11 protein-coding genes and 1 pseudogene are annotated in these 20,410 nt (G+C 43.6%); 5 read left to right on the top strand and 7 right to left on the bottom strand.

The features are described from left to right. Nucleotides 1–277 precede the first annotated feature (277 nt). The 7 genes from MUCPA_RS10700 to MUCPA_RS10670 form a co-directional block, all read right to left on the bottom strand. Nucleotides 278–2,740: an ABC transporter permease gene (locus MUCPA_RS10700; RefSeq protein ID WP_008506351.1), complete on the bottom strand. Its 2,463-nt coding sequence runs from the start codon at nucleotides 2,738–2,740 to the stop codon at nucleotides 278–280. Nucleotides 2,741–2,891: 151 nt separating this feature from the next. Then, the gene (locus tag MUCPA_RS10695; RefSeq protein ID WP_008506350.1) at nucleotides 2,892–5,279 is read right to left on the bottom strand and encodes an ABC transporter permease; all 2,388 of its coding nucleotides are present in this window, start codon (nucleotides 5,277–5,279) and stop codon (nucleotides 2,892–2,894) included. A 147-nt stretch (nucleotides 5,280–5,426) separates the two neighbouring features. After that, nucleotides 5,427–7,841, bottom strand: coding sequence for an ABC transporter permease (locus tag MUCPA_RS10690; protein WP_008506349.1), 2,415 nt, complete (start codon nucleotides 7,839–7,841; stop codon nucleotides 5,427–5,429). Nucleotides 7,842–7,977: 136 nt separating this feature from the next. Then, the gene (locus MUCPA_RS10685) at nucleotides 7,978–10,374 is read right to left on the bottom strand and encodes an ABC transporter permease (protein ID WP_008506348.1); all 2,397 of its coding nucleotides are present in this window, start codon (nucleotides 10,372–10,374) and stop codon (nucleotides 7,978–7,980) included. Between the two features lie 97 nt (nucleotides 10,375–10,471). Beyond that, on the bottom strand, nucleotides 10,472–12,913 hold the full coding sequence (locus MUCPA_RS10680) for an ABC transporter permease (RefSeq protein ID WP_008506347.1): 2,442 nt from the start codon (nucleotides 12,911–12,913) through the stop codon (nucleotides 10,472–10,474). A 101-nt stretch (nucleotides 12,914–13,014) separates the two neighbouring features. Then, nucleotides 13,015–13,692, bottom strand: a complete 678-nt coding sequence (locus MUCPA_RS10675) for an ABC transporter ATP-binding protein (RefSeq protein WP_008506346.1) — start codon at nucleotides 13,690–13,692, stop codon at nucleotides 13,015–13,017. A gap of 91 nt (nucleotides 13,693–13,783) precedes the next feature. Then, nucleotides 13,784–15,037 (bottom strand): efflux RND transporter periplasmic adaptor subunit, encoded by a 1,254-nt coding sequence (locus MUCPA_RS10670; protein ID WP_008506344.1) that lies wholly within the window; start codon nucleotides 15,035–15,037, stop codon nucleotides 13,784–13,786. 390 nt (nucleotides 15,038–15,427) lie between these two features. On the opposite strand from MUCPA_RS10670, the gene MUCPA_RS10665 reads away from it, so the two are divergent. The 5 genes and pseudogenes from MUCPA_RS10665 (at nucleotide 15,428) to MUCPA_RS10645 (ending at nucleotide 20,367) form a co-directional block, all read left to right on the top strand. After that, nucleotides 15,428–16,786, top strand: coding sequence for a sigma-54-dependent transcriptional regulator (locus MUCPA_RS10665; RefSeq protein WP_008506341.1), 1,359 nt, complete (start codon nucleotides 15,428–15,430; stop codon nucleotides 16,784–16,786). Continuing rightward, nucleotides 16,776–18,116 (top strand): sensor histidine kinase, encoded by a 1,341-nt coding sequence (locus MUCPA_RS10660; protein WP_008506340.1) that lies wholly within the window; start codon nucleotides 16,776–16,778, stop codon nucleotides 18,114–18,116. The genes MUCPA_RS10665 and MUCPA_RS10660 overlap by 11 nt, the downstream gene beginning before the upstream one ends. A gap of 78 nt (nucleotides 18,117–18,194) precedes the next feature. After that, nucleotides 18,195–19,097, top strand: a complete 903-nt coding sequence (locus MUCPA_RS10655; protein ID WP_008506338.1) for an Rpn family recombination-promoting nuclease/putative transposase — start codon at nucleotides 18,195–18,197, stop codon at nucleotides 19,095–19,097. A gap of 95 nt (nucleotides 19,098–19,192) precedes the next feature. Further along, nucleotides 19,193–19,456, top strand: a pseudogene (locus MUCPA_RS10650) (Rpn family recombination-promoting nuclease/putative transposase); the annotation flags it as partial. Between the two features lie 323 nt (nucleotides 19,457–19,779). Then, entirely contained in the window at nucleotides 19,780–20,367 is a 588-nt protein-coding gene (locus MUCPA_RS10645; RefSeq protein ID WP_008506336.1) for a TetR/AcrR family transcriptional regulator, read from the top strand. Nucleotides 20,368–20,410 lie beyond the last annotated feature (43 nt).

The raw sequence follows: 20,410 nt of genomic DNA, 5'->3' as shown, positions 1-20,410 counted from the left end.
TTCTTGGTTTGTGTTGGTTATTGAGTTATTAGTTATTATGTTATTGGTTTTTTGATAGTTTATGATTTGCTGTTTTTTGTGTTGAATTATTTGATGTTGGCACTTAGGTATTTGTATAATTATAATTGATTATTTTTTTTATTTCAATAGTTTTTATCTATATGATTTCAATAGTTCTCAACTTTAGCCCTTTTGTCTTTCTTTTACGAAATTTCTTCAACATCACGTATCCTGCATTTTGCCTCTTGCTTCCTGCTTCTAACTTCTTGCCTCTCGCTCATTCGCTTCTCAAGCTCTTCACCGGGTTGGCAATTGCCGCTTTAATGGCCTGTGAGCCAATGGTAGCCATGCCTATCGCTATTGTTATAAGGGTAGTATAGGCAAAAATTGTCCAGTCGATAGGTTTTCGGTAGGCAAATTCCTGGAGCCATTTATTCATCGCCCACCAAGCTATTGGCGTTGCTATGACGATAGACACAATGATCAATTTTAAAAAGTCGGCCGATAATAACGAAACGATGCTGCTTACTTTTGCTCCTAATACTTTACGAAGTCCAATTTCCCTGGTTCGTTGTTCGGCACTAAAAGCGGCAAGGCCGAGCAAACCCAGGCATGATATTAAAATGGCGATGATGGTAAAGTAGCTTACCATAGCCTGCAGGCGATTGTCGGCTATGTAGTTTTTTTGAAAGTCGTCGTCAAGAAAAGTGTATTCAAACGGTTCGTTCGGATCATATTTATGCCACAAATTTTCAACTGCTTTAAGAGCAGGTGTGGTGCTGCCTGCTTTGGCATGTACCACCAAATAGTTAAAATCGTGTTTGCCAGTAACCAGTTGGAAACCGTAGGGGGTAACCGGCAAGTGGAGATCCTCATAATGAAAATCTTTGACTACCCCGATAATTTGGATAGGGTACTGTTTACCCTGCACATTATAATAAATACTTTTGCCGATTGCTTTTTGGGGCGATGCAAATCCGTATTGTTTCACGGCGCTTTCGTTCACGATGATCACATTCCCGGTATCCGATTTAAATTGCGGCGAGTAAAACCTGCCTGCCACCTGTTTAAAATCAAGTGTATGTAAAAAGTCCTCGTCGATGTAGTTTAAACGGGTATGTTTGGCATCGGCCATGGTTTGTCCGTCGCCCTGGTAAAATGCGGCATCACTTGGGTTGATAATCCCCGGATAATAGGCCGAAGCGGCTACGGAAACGATGTTTGTATTGCTTTTAAGTTCGCTTTTCATTGAACTGTACATGGCCTTTGCAGCGGCGCTACGCAACGGTACTATGATTTGCTCATCCTTAGCAAAGCCCAGCGGGGCATTACGCATAAAATTCATTTGCCGGGCTATAACAACTGTGGCTACAATGAGCACAACGGAAATACTAAATTGAAAAACCACCAGGCCTTTACGAACAGAGGCTACCGCCAGCGAGTTGGTAAGTTTGCCCTTTAAAACCTTCACAGGATTAAATGACGACAGGTAGAATGCCGGGTAGCTGCCGGCTATAAAGCCGGTGAACAAAGCCATGCCCAGGAAGAGCCCGATCATGTATTTATCGGCACCAAAGGATAATACGATGTTTTTGCCAGATACCTGGTTAAAAACAGGTAAAAGTAAAACGGTAACCAGTAATGCAATTAAAAAAGCAATCAAAGTCATCAACATCGATTCGCCCAGGAATTGCTTCACCAGATCGCTTTTCTCCGCACCTAAAACCTTCCGTACGCCAACTTCCGATGACCGCTTTGATGATCTTGCTGTTGATAAATTCATGAAATTGATACAGGCAATCAATAAAGTAAATAAAGCGATGGATGCCAACACAAACAAATAGGTTCTGCTGGCCGGAGAGCTCACATTCGAAGTAAGTACGCTACTCAGGTGAAGGTCTTTTACCGGTGTAAGAAATTGCCTTTTATCGCGTCCCATCCGTTTTAAATCGTTGGCGGCAAATTTTTTAATAAAAGCGGGAAATTTGCTTTCAAGTTTGGCGGCACTTGCTCCCGGTTTTAGCAATACGTAAGTATAAAACATATTGTTGCGCGCAAAATCGTTCCCTTGCTGTTGCAGGTACTGATCAAGTCCGCCTCCGGGTAACGACAGGAAGAAGTTGGCATCAATATGCGAGGGAGCATTAACCGGTCGGAAAACTCCGGTTACAATATAGTCGTGCGCGCCATTCATGTTACTGCTCACATGGATGACCTTGTGAATGGCAGGCTCATTCCCAAATATTTTTTTGGCCATGTTTTCGGAGATGACGATGGTATTGGGGTTGGCCAGCGCGTTATCAGGTTGTCCTTCAATAAAGTTATAGGTAAATAGTTTAAAAAATGCTGGATCGGCTATAAATCCATGTTCTTCTAAAAACGACTTCTTTTGGTTTGCGGGTGTTGTATATTGCACCAGGTTAACTTCATCCGTAAATAAGTTAACCAACCTGGCTGTTTCTGCAATTTCCGGAAACTCCTGTTTTAAGGCCGCTGAGATGGGCGGCGATGTATGAGCCGTATTATCGTCTTTTTTGCCTTTTTTTATCATCGTAGTTCCAACCTGGTAAAGGTTATCGATGTTTTTGTGGTAGCTGTCGTAACTGGTTTCGTAATGTAGATATAAAGCGATCAGCATACAGCAGGTAAGGCCGGCCGATAAACCAAATATATTGATGCATGAAAAAGCCTTGTTTTTCATGATGTTTCGCCACGCAATTTTGATGTAATTCCTGATCATTTTAGCCCCCTCTAAATCTCCCCCGGTAGGGGAGACTTTATCTTTTTTAATTAGTTCGTCTTTGCTATTTCTCGCCTCTCGCTTCCTGCATCTTACCTCTTACCTCTCGCCTCCTGCCTCTTGCTTCTTACTTCTTGCCTCTCCTCGCCCCTTACTCGCTTCGCAAGCTCTTCACCGGGTTGGCAATTGCCGCTTTAATAGCCTGAAAGCTGATGGTTAATAAAGTGATAATGATAGCCGCTCCTGCGGATAGCAGGAACACGCCGGGGCCGATGTTGATACGATAGTTGTACTTTTGCAGCCAGTTGTGTAAAAAGTAATAGGCTATGGGCGATGCAATTAAACAGCTGATGAGTACCAGCAAAACAAAATCTGTTGATAACAATATCCATACCTGTGCAATGGAGGCACCCAGCACTTTGCGGATACCGATCTCTTTGGTGCGTTGTTCGGCAACGTAAGCTGCTAAACCGAACAGGCCCAGGCAAGAGATAAAGATAGCCAGGCCCGCAAAAATACCTGCGAGTTTGCCTACCAGTACTTCCAGGTCAAATTTCTGGTTATACTCATCATCAACAAAACGATAGCTGAACGGGTAAGCGGGATTATACTTGTTAAATATCTGCTCAATTTTGGCGATAGCATCGTGCGTATTAACGTTTGCCGCGAGCCGGTACATAGCCTTTGTGCCCCATTGGCCGTGCGCGAAAATGGCCGGTTCTACCGGGGTGAAAGGCGAATCCATCAGGGCATCTTTTACAACGCCAATTATTTTTACTTTAATGCCGGGGTGCTCATTCCAGCTTATTTCTTTACCTACCGGATCTTTTAAGCCCATACGGCTAATGGCGGCTTCGTTTAAAATTACATGGGTAGTATCTAACTCATATTTGGGCGAAAAATCGTGGCCTTCTACCAACTGCATGCCCATCGTTTTAAAATATTGATCTGCCGTAAAGATGGTGCCTATATTCACATTTTCGTCGCCCGCGGTTTTGCCGGGCCAGTCTTCAACCGTGGTATGTGAGTAAATATCGGTTATTGGGCTCGATGCCTTTACTACGTTTTCTATTAAGCCGGTTTGCATCAGCTCATTCTTTAAAGCGTCGAAACGATTGTTAAGGTCGTCGCTTAAATCGCTCATCACCAGTCTGTCGGCACTGTAACCAGTTGGTCGGTTTTTGGCGTGCTGAATTTGCTGATACACAATAACCGTACTGATAATTAAGGCTACCGAGCAACTAAACTGCACTACAACCAATATTTTGCGGGGCAGCGCTGCGGCTTTGCCTACTTTAAAGGCTCCCTTTAAAACCGTAACCGGGTTAAACGACGAGAGATAAAATGCCGGCCTGCTGCCCGCTACTAAGCCGGTAAACAACACATAACTGATCATGATGATCCAGAAAATGGGATTACCATAAGGGATGCTTACCACGCTTCCGGTTAAGGTATTAAACGACGGCAGCGCCAGTTGTACCAATATGACCGAGAGTATAAAGGCTATAAAAGTGATCAGGATAGATTCGGTTAAAAACTGGAATATCAGGTCGCTTCTTTGCGAGCCTATGGCTTTGCGGACACCAACCTCGCGGGCCCGTTTTTCCGACCGGGCGGTTGACAGGTTCATGAAATTAATGCAGGCTATCAGTAAAACCAGGATGCCGATGATACTGAACATCCGCACATAATCAATAAAACCGCCGGATACTTTGCCGTTCTTAAAATCAGAATACAGATGCCACTCGTTTAGCGGGTGTAAAATAATTTCTGGTTTGACCGACCGCATTTTGGCGCTGTTTTTAACTACAATATCTTTAATTTTAGGAGCAAGCGAAGCATAACTGGCACCAGACTGTAGCATAACAAATATCTGGAACGAATTATTGGTCCAGGTGGTGCGGGCAGTTTTCATCCAGTCTTGCGATTGTACGCGATATTCAAAAGGAAACAGGTAACCAAATTGTAATGACGAGTTGTGCGGAAGATCCTTTAGAATGCCGGTAACCTTTAAGTTATCCTTATTATCAATCTTGATCATTTTATTGATTGGATCAACATTACCAAACAGTGCCTTCGCTGTCGATTCTGTCAGGACGATTGAATAAGGATCGAGAAGTACCGAGGCCGCGCTCCCTTTCAACAACTGATATTGAAACATCTTTAAAAAATCGGAACCTACCCCTCCGCCATTGATATAGAGTTTTTTATCGCCAACTAACAGGTCGTGGTTTTGGAACCAGTCCGATTCGGCCACGTATTTAATTTCGGGATATTGCGTTTTTAAAACCTGGGCTATAGGCAACGACATTGCATTCTGGGTATGGGTGCCGTTGTGTATGCTGGTAAAGTTGATTTTGGCCTGGTAAAGCCGGTCGCTATCAGGTAAAAACCGATCATAAGAATATTCGTTAGCAACCCACAGGGCTATAAGCAGGGCTACCGCCATCCCCGCAGCCAGGCCCACTATATTAAGCGCGCTGTAAACCTTGTTGTTTACCAGGTTGCGCCAGGCTATTTTAATATAATTTCTAATCATAATTTTTACTTTAATATGCTACGCTTCATTACTTGTTATAGGCCTACCCCCAGTGTATCTTACTTCCTGCTTCTAATTTCTTGCCTCTTACTCCTGCCTCTAACTTCTTGCCTCCTACTTCCTGCTTCTAACTTCCTGCCTCTTTTCTCATTCGCTTCTCAAGCTCTTCACCGGGTTGGCTAAAGCTGCCTTTACCGATTGGAAGCTTACCGTAATTACTGCTATCAAAATGGCGATGCCGCCGGCAAAGGCAAACACCCACCAACTGATAGTAATGCGGTAGGCAAAATCCTGCAGCCATTGGCTCATGGCATACCAGGCTATTGGCGACGCGATGATTGCCGAAATCACAATCAGCCGCACAAAATCTTTAACTATCAGGCTCACGATAGTAAATACCCCCGCGCCCAAAACTTTACGGATCCCTAATTCTTTGGTACGCTGACTGATGACCAGCACCGCAATGGCAAACAGGCCCATGCATGATATGATGATGGTTAACATTGCCCCGCTAACAAATATTTTGGAGAGCCTGTCTTCCTTTTTATATTGCCTGTCAACGTTTTCATCTAAAAACGAAGCGGCGCTTTCGGCCTTGGGATTTATCTTTTTCCAGGTACTGGTAACCGCTGCCATTGAAGCGGGCAAGTTATCGGGTTTAACCCTCACAAAAATATAGCTCAACCCCCATTTTGGCTGGATAACGAAGGTAAGCGGCTCGATCTTTTTTTGCAGCGATTGAAAGTTAAAATCGTTCACCACGCCAATTACCTGCAATTTTTCGCCATCAACCGGCAGGTATGTACCTACCGGATTTTTTACGCCCAACTGGCTTGCCATGGTTTGGTTAATTACAACGGCGGCTGTATCGTTACCAAATTGTTTGGAGAAATCACGACCGCTGATCAAGGTTAACCCCAGGGTTTTGATATAATCATAATCAATACGGCGCCAGTTGCTTTTTACGGTTTTGCCTTTATAATCAAAACTCATCATCGAGTTTGAAGAGCTGTTATCGCGGCCGCGGCCCATATTCATATCGGTGCCGGTAATACTTACCACTTCCGGTTTGCCTGCCAACTGTGTCCGCATCAGGTATAGAGCACGCTCCGGGTCGATATTATCGCCGATAGGAATGCTGATCACCTGGTTTTTGTTATAGCCTAATGGCTTTTGGCGTAAAAAATTAAGCTGTTGCCAGGCTATGGTAGTGCAGATGATGAGTAAGCAGGACAATACAAATTGCACCATCATTAAACCGTTGCGCATACTGTTTGATCGTCCTGTATTGATTTTCCCTTTTACGGTTTGTGTGATTTTGTACGACGACATGAGCCATGCCGGATAGCCACCCGCTAATAAAGAAATGCTGACAAAACCTGCCGTGAAATAGCAAATGACACTGCCCGATTTTAAAATAGCCAATGATAATTGCTGATTGAAGATCTGTTGATAATAGGGCAGCAGCCAGGCCACTAATAAGCCGCCCAGAATGAGCGAGAAAGTACAGATAATGAACGATTCGCTGCAAAACTGGGTAAGTATTTGTGCAAGCCGGGCCCCCATTACTTTACGTACGCCAATTTCTTTGGCACGGATAAATGCCCGGCCAAGCGAAAGATTAATAAAGTTTACCGTAGCTATAAACAGAATGAAGACACTGATGAGCAGTAATAAAACGGGATAAAATTTATTTGTACTACCTGCTGACGCTACAATTTTGTTAAAATGAATATCGGTTAATGGCACTAAGCGGAACCGCAGGTATTCGCCTTCGTTATCGGGCTGGCCGCCATCATTTTTTAAACGTTTAATATTATCGGCAAAATACTGATGGGCGAATTGTTTAAGCTTTTGCTCAAATTGGTTTTGAGAAACATGGTCGGGTAATTGGATATAAGCGATATGGGTGCTGCTGTCCCATCTGTTTTTATCACGCTCGTAATAGGGGAATTGCTCAAAACGGGCCAGGGCATCAAAATCAATGCTTGAATTTTTTGGCGCGTCGTCCACTATTGCCGAAACATTAAAGGCTCTCCATTCATTGTTAATGCGTACTTCAACTACCTTACCTACAGGTTGCTCGGTTTTAAAAATACTTTTGGCTGTGTTTTGGGATAATACCAGGTCGTTAAGGTTCTTTAATGGCTGGCTGGCATTGCCTTTAACTAAAGGGAAGCTGAACATCTTTAAAAAATCCTCATCAACGGCCCGTACACTGTAATTAAACTCTTTATTTTGATAGCGTATCACGCTGCCTCCATTATCGCCAAACCTGGAAATATGCACCAGGTCCGGAAAGCTGGCCTTAAGCGCCGGTGTTAATGGGATGGGTAAACTGGATGAGTTTTCAAGTCCTTTGGCTTCTTGCTCTTCGCGGTAAATCTGGTAGATGTTGTTTTTATGCTGATGAAAGGCATCAAACGAAAGTTCGTAAAAAGCAGTAAGGGCCAACAGGATAGCGGCAGCGAAAGCTACAGCCATACCGGTTATATTAATAAACGCGAATGATTTATGCTTCCACAAACTTCGCCACGCTATTTTTATGTAATTCCTGATCATAATATCTTACTTTAATATTCTTTGGTTTATTTCCTGTTAAAAACCCTAACTCCGGCGTCTTACTTCTTGCCTCTTACTTCTTGCATCTCTCTTCCTGCTTCTAACTTCTTGCCTCTTACTTCCTGCTTCTCTCTCCCTACTCGCTTCTCAAACTCTTCACCGGGTTGTTTAAGGCGGCTTTAATACTTTGAAAACTAACGGTACATAATGTAATGATGATGGAGCCTATACCCGTTGCAGCGAATATCCACCAGGATAATTCAGTACGGTATTTATAATTCTGTAGCCAGCCATGCATAAAATAGTACGCTACGGGTATCGCTATCAATAACGAGATGACGATAAGCACCACAAAATCTGCCGACATTAAGCGCCATAGATTGAATACCGATGCACCGAGTACCTTGCGCACGCCAATCTCTTTGGTGCGCTGCTCGGCCATAAAGGATGCCATCCCGAAAAGCCCTAAACAACTGATGAAGATGGCCAGCGTAGTAAACAGTGCCGATAGCTTGCCAATGCGTTCTTCATCGCCAAATTTTTTGGCATATTCGGTGTCTGTAAAATGATAGTCGAAGGGGCTGTCGGGATCATATTTTTTAAAAATAGCTTCTGCTTTAGCAAGCGCCTCCCTTGTGCTGGCATGTGGGTTTACACGGATATTGATGATGTTTTCGCGTTCGCTAAGCAGGCTAAACATCGTTGGTTTAACTGGATCATAAGGCGACGACATCACCATGTATTGAATTACACCGATCACCCTGAATTGCTGAGGGCCCGAATTAATAATTTCGCCGATGGGATGATCCAGCCCCATAAATTTAACTGCCGACTCGTTCAGGATCATTCCCGAAGAATCTGTTAACATATCTTTTGAAAAATTGCGGCCCTCCTTTAAAGTCCATCCGGCAACTTTGCCAAACTCCGGGCTGATAGGTACCCAGCCAAAGTCGTCCTGCGTATTGGGGTCTTTTCCGCGCCAGGTAAAACCGCTATAGTTTGAAGATACTTCTGTTAATGAGCTGCCCGATTCGGCAATTTCTGCAATGGTACCCGTTTCAAGCAGGTCATGCCTCACTGCGGCAAAGTGATCGTGAATAGGCGCGGTCTTCATATATACCTGTATCAGCCCGTCGCGATTATAACCCACCGGCCGGTTCTTGGTAAACTGCACCTGCCTGAAAATAATTACTGTGCCTATAATTAAAATGATAGATACTGTAAATTGTAATACTACCAGCACCTTGCGGGGCAGCGCCGCCAGCCGCCCAGCCTTAAATGTTCCTTTCAAAACTTTTACCGGTTGGAACGATGACAGGTAAAGTGCCGGGTAGCTCCCTGCTATAAGCCCGGTGACGAGGCTGAAGCTAACGCACATCAGCCAAAAAATGGGGTTGGCCCATAAGATGCTCATGTTTTTATCTGCAACCTGGTTAAACCAGGGCAAAGTAAGCTGTACCAGCACAAAAGATAGCAACAAGCCGAAAGCCGTAACCATCAGCGATTCACAAAAGAATTGCCCTATCAGCTGGCTCCGTAACGAGCCTATGGTTTTGCGGATGCCTACTTCTTTAGCGCGCTTTTCCGACCGGGCCGTACTCAGGTTCATAAAGTTGATACAGGCCAAAAACAGGACAAAAACACCAATAATACCAAACATCCAAACAAATTGAATGCGGCCACCGGTATTCACCCCATTTTTAAATTCGGAATATAAGTGCCATTTGCTGATGGGAAATAAAAAAATAGACGGTTTAAACGCCACGCCCACCTTATCATTTTGTAAGGCCAGGTTATTCAATTTCAGATCTCTGATTTTAGCGGAAACGGCATCAATATCGGCATGCGGATTGAGCATACAGAATATTTGCCAGGAGTTGTTGCCCCATTTGGTTTCCGCCCTTTTTAACCAGGGCATGGTGGTGATGTACAGGTTCCAGGGGGCAATAAAGGCAAGGTTGTTAAAGGTTGTATTTTGGGGCAGGTCTTGATATACGCCGCTAACCTTAACACTCCATTTGGCATCTAATTTTAATACTTTCCCCATGGGGTCGGCATCACCAAATAAGGCCTTAGCCAATTTGTTTGATAACAGGATGGATGATGGATCCTGTAAAGCCTTGCGATTGCCCTTCAGCATGTTTAACGTGAGCAGGTCTGGAGCTTCGGCCTGCATGCAATTGCCCATCTGGTTCAGTTTTTTATCGCCGTAGGCCAAAATATGTTCATTAATATTGGTGGCAAGTACTACATATTTAAAATCGTTGCGGTACTCCTGGCTCATCTTATAGCCTAAGGGAATAGGCATGTAGGTTTGCGTTAACACATTCCCGTTAAGGGTTTGATGCTGCATGGCCATTACAATACGGTCGTAATTTTTAAAGTACTTGTTGAAGGACAGTTCATCCCATATCCAAAGGCCAATCAGCATGGCTACAGCCATGCCAACCGCCAGCCCGGTAATATTGATCAGTGAAGAAAATTTATTTCTCACCATGTTTCGCCATGCTATTTTGATGTAGTTCCTGATCATAATGCTTAATTAATATGCTTTAGTTCATTTACCTGTTATAAACCTTAACTCCGGTTGTCTCGTGTCTCCTGCATCTTACCTCTTGCTTCTAATACCCCTACTCGCTTCTTAAACTCCTCACCGGGTTAGCAACTGCCGCCCGCACCGATTGAAAGCTAATGGTGATCACAGCGATAAATAAAGCTATAAAGCCTGCCGCCACAAATACCCACCATTGTATGCTGATGCGATAAGCAAAATCGAGCAGCCAGCCTTGCATCATAAACCAGGCAACGGGTGTGGCTATCACAATGGAAACCAACACCAGCTTAACAAAATTTTTGGACAGCATAGCTACAATGGTGTAGACACCCGCACCCAATACTTTACGGATGCCTATCTCTTTGGTGCGTTGCTCGGCGGCATAAGCTGCCAGCCCGAACAAACCCAGGCAGGCAATTACGATAGCCAGTATGGCGAATATCATAAAGATGAGCCCGGTACGCTGCTCTGCACGATAGGTGTACTCGAAGTCGGCATTCATGAATGAGTATTCGAAATTGCCCGGCGAAAGCTTGTTCCAAATTGCTTCGATCTGCGGTAAAAGCACAGGTAAACTTGCCGCGTTAAAACGGATGGCTAAATTGCCATCGTCGCGGCCCAATATCATGGTAACGGGTTTAATACCTTCATGCAGCGAGGTAAAGTTGAAATCCTTGACCACGCCAACCACGTGGTACTGTAAAAGATGGGTAATGTTTTGCGCGTCAACTTCCGACTTATATAATATCTTGCCCACAGGATCGTGATAGCCTAAAAACTTCACAGCGGTTTCGTTTAGAATAACCGCCATCGAATCGGTAGTTAACTGCGCCGAAAAATCACGGCCGCCAACTATCTTCATCCCAAGCGTGTTAATGTAATCGTTATCTACGTACCATACCTGCGGGAAGATGGCGTTCTTTTGATCCTGAGTAGCTTCTTTATAAAAAATGGAGGTGTTTCTGTTGGTTGATGTAGGCAAAAATCCGCTGGTGGTGGCATTAATAACACCGGGTAATTGTTTAACCATCTGTTTAAACACACCGGCTTGTTTACCCAGTACAAAAGGTTTTTTAACCACCATAACCTGGTTACGGTTATAACCCAGATCGCGATTTTGGATATAGTTGAGCTGGTTGTAAACGATGATGGTGCCGATGATGAGTACAATGGATACAAAAAACTGAAAAACAACCAGCAGATTGCGCAGCCAGCTACCTTTAAAACCTGTAGAGAATTTACCCTTCAACACCTGTACGGGCTGAAATCCCGAAAGGAAAAATGCCGGGTACGAACCAGCCAGTACACCTATAAACAAAACTATGCCCAGCAAGGCAGGCAGCATCCAGGTAATGGTTTGGGTGGTAACTGCGATCTCTTTCCGGGCCAGGTTATTAAATGCTGGCAGAAGTATAATGGCCGCACCGCAGGCAATAACTGCCGCCACCAGGGTTACCATAACAGACTCGGTTAAAAATTGCGCGATCAGATGTTGGCGCGATGAACCTAATACTTTACGTACGCCAACCTCGCGCGCACGGCTTGATGAACGCGCGGTAGATAGATTCATGAAATTTACACAGGCAATGAGCAATGTAAACAAGGCAATGATAGAAAAAATGTAAACGTATTGGATGTTGCCATTTTTATCCAGCTCTCCTGACAGGGATGGGCTTAAATGGATACCGGTTAATTTAATGAGGTTAAGCCTGAAGTAGCTTCCGCTTTTTTCAAACTGCTCGTAATTTAAGTGCAGCGCTTTTTCTAATTCGGATGTACTGTACTTGCGCAAAAATGCCGGGAAAGCAGCTTGCAGTTTCTGCAGGTCGGCACCTTTTTTAAATAGCACGTACGTATTGTAATTACTCCTGAGCCATTGCAAAGTCTGCGCATCCGCAAAGCTCGACATCGAAATCAAAAAATCAGCTTTAAAGTGCGATTGCTTAGGAATATCATGGATAACCGCTGTTACTTTATATGTTTTGTCGTCGTTAAACGTGAGCGTTTGGCCTACGGCGTTTATGCCGTTAAAATACTTTTTAGCGCTGCTTTCGGTCAATACAATACTGTTGGGCTCCTTTAAGGCGGTGTGGGCATTGCCGCTTATTATAGGCAAAGTAAAAACGTCAAAAATAGATGGGTCAGCATAAATCACATTATCTTCCAAAATGGTTTGTCCGTTTTTTTTGATGCGGAAACTATCAGCTTTTTTTAACCGGACTACATTCTCAATATCCGGAAAATCCGCTTTTAAGGTTTGGGCCAATGGTGGCATGCATACAGCATATTGTACGGTATTATTACCCAGTTTAAGGTCTTCATTTACACGGTATATCCTATCAGCATTAGTATTGTAACGGTCGTAGCTCAACTCATCAACCACATATAAAACTATCAGCAAAAAAGCGGTTAAACCCAGTGCAAGCCCAAGCACGTTGAGCGCTGTAAAGCCCTTGTTTTTTTTGAGGCTCCGGTAAGCTGTTTTGATGTAATTCCTGATCATGGCTTTGTTGATCATCCATAACCCTTCCGTTTTACCGGAAGGGGAGGACGCTCATTAATTAACTATAACTATTTATTAACTTTCTCTTTAAAAGGCTCGCGGCGGTTGCTTGCAGTTCAGATCATAATATTTTCCATCACTGTTTGCCCGTCCAGCAAGCGGATAATGCGGTGACTGTAACGGGCATCGTGCTCGGAGTGGGTCACCATGATAATGGTAGTACCCTGTTCATTCAGGTCGGTTAACAGTTCCATTACCTCGTTGCCATTGCTCGAATCCAGGTTACCGGTGGGCTCATCTGCCAGTATCAGCTTCGGGTTATTCACTACGGCACGGGCTACGGCCACACGCTGCTGCTGTCCGCCCGATAGTTGCTGCGGGTAGTGGTTGCGACGGTGCATAATCTGCATCTTATCCAACACCTTTTCAACCCGGCCCACCCGTTCAGATGCAGGAACGTTGGTGTAGATCAGCGGCAGCTCAACGTTTTCAAAAACGGTCAACTCATCAATCAGGTTAAAGCTCTGGAAAACAAAGCCAATGTTATGCTTGCGCAGGTCGGCGCGTTTGCGCTCGTTAAAGTGCGCCACCTCGATACCGTTAAACAGGTAGCTGCCGCCATCCGGATCGTCAAGCAATCCCAAAATGTTTAACAAGGTTGATTTACCACAGCCCGACGGCCCCATGATAGCCACAAACTCGCCCTCTTTAATATCGATCGATAGCTTGTTTAAAGCAATGGTTTCCACTTCTTCCGTGCGGTAAAATTTTTCCAGATTTGTAATTTTTATCATTTGAGCCTCCTGAGTTGTTCCCGGTTACATCCGGAATATTTTTGATGTATATTGTTATCTTTTCTTTTTAATTAACCTGCATACGGCAGAACTATTTTTTCAATACCAGTTCCTGCATATCCCCATAACTTTCGTAGCTGGATGTTACTACCTTGTCGCCAGGTTTAAGGCCCTGCATTACTTCGTAGTAATCGGTGTTCTGGCGGCCAAGCTGTATATCAACCTTATACGCGGTTTTACCATCTTCGGCCAGCTTAAATATCCAGTTGCCACCTGTTTGCTGGTAAAAGCCGCCCTTGGGCAATAGTACCTGCTGGCTTTCGTCGCTCAGGGCCAGTAATATCTGTAAGGTTTGCCCTTTACGTATTCCGGCTGGTACCGGCCCTGCAAACTGCATATCTACCTGGAATTTGCCGCCTGTTACCTGTGTGTAAACCTTTTTAATTTTTAGCGTATAATTTTTATCGGCAAGGCTGAACGTGCCCGTTAAACCGGTATATATTTGCGATATATAATGCTCATCCACATCAACCCTTACTTTATAGCCCGATAATACATCCAACTGGCCTAAGTGTTCGCCTTTGTTTTTATTCTGCCCAACTTCGGCATCCATCGATGTTAACTGTCCGTCAACCGGGGCGCGTACTACCAGGTCGCCAACCTTTTTACGCATTACGGCCAGTGCGTTTTGCGTACGCTCAAACGATTGTTTGGCCTGCTCCAACTCCTGGCGGGTAGAAACCGAATCCTGTTTTAAAATCTGAGCCGTCAGTTTTTTGCGTTTCAGCTGATAGTCGTAGGCAATTTGCGCCTGTTTAAATTCCTGCATACCGACAGCTTTTTGCTCATACAGGTGCTTATCCAGCTTATATACCCGTTCGGCTTCGTTATAAGCATTATCCACATCGGCCATTTGGTTCAGCTTGGATATGGTATTTTGCTGGGCCGCATTGCGCGAAATTTGCATTTGGGTTAATAAATTAAACACCGAGGTTTCTTGCGTGGCTAAGCTCAGTTCCAGGTCGGTGTTGGATAGTTGCAGTATCGGGTCGCCCTTTTTCATGGTGGTGCCATCCTCCACAAAAAGCTTCTCAACCCGGCCACCCTCAACGGCATCCAGGTAGATGGTGGTGATAGGCAAAACAATACCGTTTACCGGGATAGTTACCTGGAACGGGCCTTTAGAAATGGCGCTGATGGTGATGCGCTCTGTTTCAACATTCAGCTTGCTTTTGCCCGAGGTTAAGTAATAGCTGCCGCCAATTAAAATTACAAGGGCTGTAATACCACCGATGGTTAGTATACGCTTATTGTTCCACCTTTTTTTCTCTATAACTCTGTCCACGGATATTTTTTTATATGTTGATTTGATACCAATATACAAAAACACATGCCATAAAATAAAATACTGTTTATCAGTTAGATATGGTGGGTTTATTGAAAATGGCGTTCGCTTTTGTAACAGCGGGTGTGCGGTTATGATACAGTTTTTTTTGGATAGATATTGGTTTTGAATGGTTTAGCCTTTGGACAGGTTTTTGACCGATAAGGATACATCTGCACAAAATTTATATATTTAAACACCCTGCAGATTTAAACTAAAGGTAAAACCGGAAAAATTGGTGGTTGGCGATTACCTGCCCATATCCTAATAGAAGTGCTGGTTTTGTCTTGGTGATTTGCGACTCTTTAATTGTTAATTAAACTTACAAGCTGTTTTATATTTACCTGGCTCATGTTATTAAAAAAAGCGAATATTTTAATTGTTGATGATGATACCGATGTGCTTACCGCGGTTAAGTTATTGTTGAAAACCGAGGCACAGGAAGTGGTAACCGAGAAAAACCCTGAAAACCTAAACTGGCTACTCAAAAAAAGCCGCCCGGACCTGATCCTGCTGGATATGAACTTTACCAGCGCCATTAATACCGGCAACGAGGGTTTGTACTGGTTACGAAAGATTAAAGAGTGGATACCCGATGCCTGTGTGATTATGATTACCGCTTATGGCGATATAGACCTGGCCGTACGCTCGTTAAAAGAGGGGGCTGCAGATTTTATTGTTAAGCCCTGGCACAACGATAAACTGATAGATACCATTAAAGATCTGCTGGATAAAATTGGCGCCAATAAAACAACCAAGCCCACAGCGGCCAAACAAACTGCGTCGGGCACATCTATATTGGGAGACTCGCCGGTAATGCAGGATATTTTTCTGAAAGTAAATAAGGTAGCGCCAACGGATGCCAATATCCTGATACTGGGCGAGAACGGAACCGGTAAGGATTTGATGGCCAAGGCTATACACGAGCGCTCTATGCGGGCCAATAAGCCTTTTATTAAGGTTGATGTGGGCGCCTTAACAGATTCATTGTTTGAGAGCGAACTATTTGGCCACAAAAAAGGCGCTTTTACCGATGCGCGCGAAGAGCGTGCGGGCCGATTTGAAGATGCCAACGGCGGCACTTTATTTTTGGACGAAATTGGGAATATATCGCTCCACCAGCAGGCCAAATTGCTAACCGTTTTACAAAACAGGCAGGTTACCCGCTTAGGGAATAATAAGGCTACCGATATTGATATCAGGCTGATATGCGCTACCAATTTGCCTTTGACTGAGCTGGCTAACGAGAACCGTTTCCGGAAGGATCTGATCTACCGGATCAATACCGTTGAAGTAACCATGCCGCCCTTGCGCAAGCGTGCCGGCGATGTGATGATACTGGCCCGGCATTTTGCCAAAGTATATGCTGCCAAGTACCTAAAGCCTGCCGTTAGCTTTGACGAAAGCGCTGTACAAAAGCTGCTCCAATACAATTACCCGGGCAATATTCGCGAACTGCAATATGCTATAGAACGCGCCGTAATTATGGCCGACGAGGCAACGATGCGAGCTTCTGACCTGATATTTTCCTCGATAGAGTCGGTTGCCGAGGTGGCGGAGCCCATGGATGATATGCCCTTGAGTATGGTTGAAAAACAAACCATTTTAAGGGTGATTGAAAAACACAGTGGCAATATAACCCGCGCCGCCAAAGAACTTGGTTTAACCCGTACGGCATTGTACCGCAGATTAAGTAAATATGATATTTAAACGTTACGAATGGCGCATCCTATCGCGCGTATCGCTCTTGTTTTTAACCCTGCTGGCTACGTGTATATTGCTGGTAAAGGGCTGGTACCCGTACCTCATCATCAGCATACCGCTCGTTGTGGCTGTGCTGGTTGATTTTTTGCGCTTCCAGAAAAAGGCGCAGCGCGAGGTGGAGCAATTTGTAGAGTCGGTACAATACCGTGATTTTTCGAGGCACTTTGATGTGGGCCGTGCACCGCTTGAGTTAAAACCCCTGCGCAAGGGTTTCAACGATATCAACACCACGTTTAAGGTGATTAGCCGTGAGCGCGAAACGCAGTACCAATACCTGCAAAAAGTTTTAGAACTGGTAGATACCGGGATTGTATCCTACGAGCAGGAAACCGGCGAAATAGGTTGGCTGAATGAATCGTTTAAAAGGATGTTCAGCATCCCTTATCTTAAAACCATTTATTCGTTGCAAAAGCGCGATGAGGCTTTGTATAACGAGGTGATGAGCATCACGCCCGGCAATAGTAAGGTAATATCCGTTACGCGTGATAAACAATTAATTAAAATATTGCTTACCGTTAGCGTAATGCGCAGCGATGATAAGGTATATCGCCTGGTTGCTTTACAGAACGTAAGTGAAGCCCTTGACGAAACGGAATCAAAAGCCTGGCAAAAACTGCTGAATGTAATGACACACGAGATTATGAACTCGGTGGCGCCCATATCATCTTTAGCAGATACCTTGAAAAACCGGCTGCAGAATTATGCCGCGGAGAACAGCAAAAGCGGCGACCTGGATGATTTGGAGCTGGGGATAGATACCATTAAACGCCGGAGCGAGGGCTTGCTTAAATTTACGGAAAGTTACCGCAGCCTCAACAAGATCACTCATCTGGACCTGACTAAAATATTGGTGCGCGACTTATTTGAAAACCTGAGCAGCCTGATGTTGCCCACGCTTGATCAGAAGAATATAGAGCTCGATATTGTATTGCGAGATCCACAGATGATGATAGAAGTTGACATTAACCTGGTAGACCAGGTGTTGATTAATTTATTGGTAAACGCCATTGAAGCAGTAAAAGACAAGCCCGCGCCCTGCATCACTTTATCTGCCGAACTGAGGCCCAACGGTAAACCCGTACTTAAAATTGCTGATAACGGCTTAGGCATGCCGCCGGAATTGATCGAAAAAATATTCATTCCTTTTTTTAGTACCCGCAAAACCGGCAGCGGCATTGGCTTAAGTCTATGTAAGCAAATTATGTTATTGCACAAAGGCAATATACAGGTACAATCGGTACAGGGTGAGGGCTCGGCTTTTATTTTGCTTTTTTGACTTAGGCGGCTAATTTTCTTTTTTTGCCATTAATACTATCTGAATAATTATTTTTAAGCACTAACTACTAAAATATCCATGGAACAAAAAATTGGCCGCTTTATTGATCCTCTGAGCGATTTTGGCTTTAAAAGATTATTTGGGAGCGAGCCCCAGAAAGATATACTGATCGATTTTTTAAACCAGTTGTTTTTAGGCCAGAAGGAAATAGCCGATTTAACTTATAGTCCTACCGAATACGCTGGCGATACTGATAAAATCAAGAAAGTATTTTTCGACCTGCATTGCACGGGAAAAAATGGCGAGAAATTCATCATCGAGATGCAAAAAGCCGAGCAGCGGAACTTTAAAGACCGGGCCGTATTTTACACCTCGCGCCTCATCAACGAGCAGTTGCCCAAAGGCGAGAGCCACTGGAATATTCAATTGGACGAACTATACCTGATAGCCATACTGGAGTTTAAATTTAAGAATGGCAACCCTGACCGGTATTTACATAATATAGCCCTGACCAATACCGATACACACGAAATATTTTACAATAAATTGGGTTATAAGTTTTTAGAATTACCTAATTTTGTTAAAACAGAAGGAGAACTGGAAACGGACCTTGACCGCTGGTTCTATTTACTGAAAAATATGAGCCACCTGGAAAGGATTCCCGCGGTATTAAATAAACGGGTTTTCCAGCAGGTGTTTAAGATAGCTGAATTAAGTAATCTGACTAAAGAGGAGAAAGCGATGTACGATTCAAGTTTAAAAGCCAAATGGGACTATGAAAACTCGATAGCTTTTGCAGAAGAGCTGGCAGAGGAAAGAGGTATCGAAAAAGGCCGTGAAGAAGGTCGCAAAGAAGGTATTGAACAAGGCGAGTACAAAAAATCCATAGAGGTCGCTATTGAAATGAAGAAAGAAGGTATCCCCAATACGCAGATAGCCAAATTCACTAAGCTTCCAGTTGAGGTTGTAGAAAAACTTTAACAATTATCAAATCTTTAACCAACCATAGTTGCGAAAAAATCGAGGTCGTATTAAGCAATACGGATTTTTTAGCAGGTATTCAAGATAGCTGAATTAATCTGACGAGGGAAGAAAAAGCGATGTACGATTCAAGTTTAAAGGCCAAATGGGACTATGAAAACTCGATAGCTTTTGCAGAAGAGTTGGCAGAGGAAAGAGGTATTCAAAAAGGTATCGAAAAGGGAATTGAGCAGGGCATCGAAAAGGGTGAGTACAAAAAATCCATAAAGGTTGCCATTGAAATGAAAAAAGAAGGTATCCCCAATACGCAGATAGCCAAATTCATTAAGCTTCCTATAGAGGTAATAGAAAAATTATAACAATTTTACAAACCTCTAATTTAATGAGAGGGACCTTTGAGCAATAGGGCGCTCTATATTAAGTATGCCCCTTTATACCCGTCAAAGCATCTGCAATAGATTGCTATAGGGTTGATAAACTCTGTAGGAGGGTAATTGCGTAATCTATGGTCCATAATTACCGCTTGCAAAATCATTTGTTTGGGATATGTAACACCGTATTTGAATCAAGGCCATCCTTACTGTATCAAATCCTTTATCATTAAATGATATTTTTCTGACATGCACACTCAAAGTAAGATCTATATTTGTCTGACAAAAATGTCAGACAATAGGGTTTAATTATGGCCATCAGAGATACAGGTACGGAGCAATTAATTAAAGATACTGCCAAGCGGATTTTTTTTGCGGAGGGTAAATTTAACGCTACTACTCAGGATATTGCCGACGCGGCCGGCGTTGCCAGAACGGTGATCAATTATTACTTCCGTTCAAAAGACGTACTTTTTCAGCAGGTATTTAAGGAGGCGATGGAGGATATGCGCAGAAATATAGACGAAGTATTGCTTTCAACCTTACCATTTAAAAAAAAGATAGCCAGGTTTATCGACGTCTTTTTATCAGAGCTTACAAAGTACCCTTACAAGGAATCATTCATGATCAGCGAGATTAATTCTCACGGATTTGTAATGCCCGAAAAGGAACCTTCGCCGGCACTAAAGCAATTTTTTGAAGATATACAGCTGGCGGCCGAGAATGGTGAGATTAAAAAAATGCTGCCGGTAAATTTTATGCTGAATCTTTTCTCGCTGATAGCCTATCCTTTGCTTACACGCCCTTTGTTTAAACAGATGCTCGAAATTACAGATATCAAGTTTGAAAAATTAATGCACGAACGGAAAAAGATGATCATGGAAATGCTTTTCGTTTAATTTTTTTAATCAAAAACTGACATAAATGTCAAACTTAATCGTT

It is taken from the genome of Mucilaginibacter paludis DSM 18603, from assembly GCF_000166195.2.
Classification (GTDB): domain Bacteria; phylum Bacteroidota; class Bacteroidia; order Sphingobacteriales; family Sphingobacteriaceae; genus Mucilaginibacter; species Mucilaginibacter paludis.
This window is presented reverse-complemented; position numbering and strand designations above follow the sequence as displayed.